Here is a 3143-nt window from a genome sequence, read left to right as displayed (position 1 = left end):
ACTGGTGACGCCGCACAACGAAGCGGACAAGGACGACTACGCCGACACGGTTTTGTTGCCGGGTGACCCGCAATCATGGCGTTGTCACGGCGTTGTGCAAGGTGGAACATGGGAAAGGCTCTAAGACTCCAGCACGTCCTTGACGATCGTCGCCAGTTGCTTGAGCGAAAACGGCTTGGGCAGAAAGCCGAAATGCGCATCTGCCGGGAGGTTTCTGGCGAATGCGTCCTCGGCGTAGCCGGACACGAAGACGAACTTGATGTCCGGCTGGCGCTTGCGCAATTCACCAAGCAGTGTCGGTCCGTCCATTTCCGGCATGACCACATCGGAAACGACGATATCGACCTTGCCGCCCAGCGCCTCGAACACTTCCAGCGCCTCGACGCCCGACGATGCCTCGTGCACGGTGTAGCCACGCGAGGTCAGCGCCCGCATGCCGCCCATGCGCACGGCATCCTCGTCCTCGACGAGCAGCACCGTGGCCGAGCCCGACAGATCCTTGGCCGGATCGGCGACCTTTGCCGGCGCCGCCGGCGCATCGCCGGGCTCGCCTGCTTTTTTCGCTTCGGCGATGTGACGCGGCAGGAAAATGCGGAAAGTCGAGCCTTTGCCGACCTCGGAATCGCAGAAGATGAAGCCGCCGGTCTGCTTGATGATGCCGTAGACCATCGACAGGCCAAGGCCGGTGCCTTTGCCAACCTCCTTGGTGGTGAAGAAGGGCTCGAAGATCTTCTTCAGCACGTCGGGCGCGATACCGCTGCCGGAGTCCTCGACTTCGACCACGACATAGTCGGCCGGGGTGAGTTCGCGATAGGAAAAGGCCTTGCACTCCTCGGCGGTCACATTGCGCGTGCGCACGGTGAGATCGCCACCCGCCGGCATTGCGTCGCGCGCGTTGACCGCAAGGTTGACCACCACCTGTTCGAACTGCCCGATATCGACCTTGACCGGCCACAGGTCGCGGCCATGGTCGACCTTCAGCTTGATGTCGTTGCCGACCAGCCGGGCCAGCAGCATCCTGAGATCAGCGAGCACGTCGGTCAGGTTGAGCACTTCCGGCCGCAATGTCTGCTTGCGCGAGAAGGCGAGCAGTTGCCGTACCAGCGAAGCCGCCCGGTTGGCATTCTGCTTGATGTTCATGATGTCGGGGAAGGACGGGTCCGACGGACGGTGGTTGGTCAACAAAAGGTCGGACGCCATGATGATGGCGGTCAGCACATTGTTGAAATCATGCGCGATGCCGCCGGCAAGCTGGCCGACCGCCTGCATCTTCTGGCTCTGCGCCATCTGCCCTTCGAGCGCCTTCTGCTCCGTCGTCTCGACGGCGTAGACGATGGCCGACTCCTCGGCGCCCTCGCCGCCGGTGCCGTCGGCGACGGCGTTGACGTAGAAGCGGATGTGCCGTTCGTCGTTGCCGGGCAAAAGCGTGTCGATCGGCTCGATGTCGGCCTGCCGCTGCTGCGCTTTCTCGAAGGCAGCCGCAAAGGCCGGCCGGTCGCGTTCGTGGATCACCGTGTCGAGCCGTACGCGACGGTCGACGGCGTCGCGATCGACGACAGACGAAAACAGCGACAGGAACGGCGCATTGGTACGCAGGATGCGCCCATTGTGGTCGACGCCGGCGATCGCCATCGGTGTCGAGTTGAAGAAGCGAGTGAAGCGCACTTCCGAAGCCCGCAAATCGGCAGAGGCATCCTCGCCTTGCGTGCGGTTGAGCACGATCGTGCGTGTCGGCCCGTTCAATCCTTCGCGGCTGGCCGAAACACGGTGCATGAAGCGCACCGGCAGCGCTTCGCCCGTCGTGGTCGTCAGGTCGAGATCTATCACCGCGTTGCGTGTGGTGCCGGGGTCGGCCTTGACCGAGCGGACCAGCGCCATGCCGTCGCCGGCCACGATCTCCGACAGAGACACGGCGCCGGGCGTGAAGCTGGTGAGGTCGATGCCCAGCCATTCGGCGAGCGTGGCGTTGATATAGGTGACGCGGCCCTCCTGGTCAGCCGAAAAGAAGCCGGCCGGCGCGTGGTCGAGGTGATCGATCGCCTTCTGCAGGTCGAGGAAGAAGCGCTCCTGCTCGGCCCGCTCCTGCGAGATGTCGGCAAGCTGCCAGGCCAGCATCGGCAGCCGCTGGCCTGGAACGCTGAAGGCGCGGGCGCGGGCCCGGTACCAGCGGGCGCCAGGCTCGGCACCGGGCCGAATGGACTGTGCGAGCCTAAACTCGCCGTCGCCCGACTGGCCGTCGCGCAGGCCGGACGCCAGGCGATAGATCGTCACCGAGGCTTCGGGGACATCCGAGAGCAATCCCTCGACGGTCTTCAGGTCGGCAGCGGACGATGCTCCGGTCATATCCGCATAGGCGCGATTGGCGTAGACGACGCGGCCCTTGGTGTCGGTGACGAGAAGCCCCTGCGACATCGAATCGACGAAGGATTTCGACAGTTCGTCGCCTGTCGAGCGTGGCGTGACCTGCACGAAGCCGATCGCCGTCGCGAACAGGAAGCCGACGCCGATCATCGCCAGCACGCCGAGCATGCCGAGCAGGAAAGGATCGCCGAGGCGCTCGCGGAAAAGCCCGAAGACGATCGCCGCCCCCGTCAGAACGACAATGAAAATGATAAGCCGGGTGACCGCGCCGGGTCGCGTATTCTGGTCGACGATCGGTACCGGATAGAAATCGCCGCGCGCTTCCTTGGCCATGTGCCCCCTGCTCGTGAATTCCGGTGTTCCGACACCCGCCCCTAGCGGGTTGAATCACATTCTCCTAGTCCGGAAAAGGCCTGGGCGGCAAATGTCGGATAAAAATGATGTCTTCCGGGCTTCGGAGTTTTTCTAGCTGTTCACCGGCGTGAAACGCAACTTGCGGTGGCCCGGTGCAACGGTCTAGTGTCTCGTCACTTCCAAGGGCGATCAGGGGAACCCAATGCAATGGCTCGATAGCGTGGCAGGTCCCGGTTATGCCGCAGCATTGTTGTGGACGTTTGCAGCGCTTGTCCTGCTGGTCATCGTTCTCGTCATCATCAAGCTGGTACGCAACCTGACATTCGGAACCTTCGTCGCCGGTGGCCGGGACCGGCTGCAAGCCACCGTCTCCAGTCAATGCCGGCCGGCGTAGCGCCGAAAGTCGGATATCGCGCTCGACGACGACG

1 protein-coding gene and 1 pseudogene are annotated in these 3143 nt (G+C 63.7%); both read right to left on the bottom strand.

Annotated elements, in window-relative coordinates; translation table 11 throughout:
• Positions 1-120: 120 nt before the first annotated feature.
• Positions 121-2694 carry an ATP-binding protein gene (locus EN749_RS33200; protein WP_128364750.1) on the bottom strand — a complete coding sequence of 858 codons (2574 nt, stop codon included), beginning with the start codon at positions 2692-2694 and terminating at the stop codon, positions 121-123.
• 64 nt (positions 2695-2758) lie between these two features.
• Positions 2759-3143: pseudogene (locus tag EN749_RS38325) on the bottom strand (hypothetical protein); the annotation flags it as partial.

Source organism: Mesorhizobium sp. M7A.F.Ca.ET.027.02.1.1 (genome assembly GCF_004022985.1).
Classification (GTDB): domain Bacteria; phylum Pseudomonadota; class Alphaproteobacteria; order Rhizobiales; family Rhizobiaceae; genus Mesorhizobium.
The sequence above is the reverse complement of the archived record's forward strand: the minus strand, read 5'-3'. Positions and strand labels throughout refer to the sequence as shown.

Coding starts and splice junctions, on each gene's coding strand:
- EN749_RS33200 (WP_128364750.1), bottom strand. CDS start 2,694: ATGGCCAAGGAAGCGCGCGGCGATTTCTATCCGGTACCGATCGTCGAC.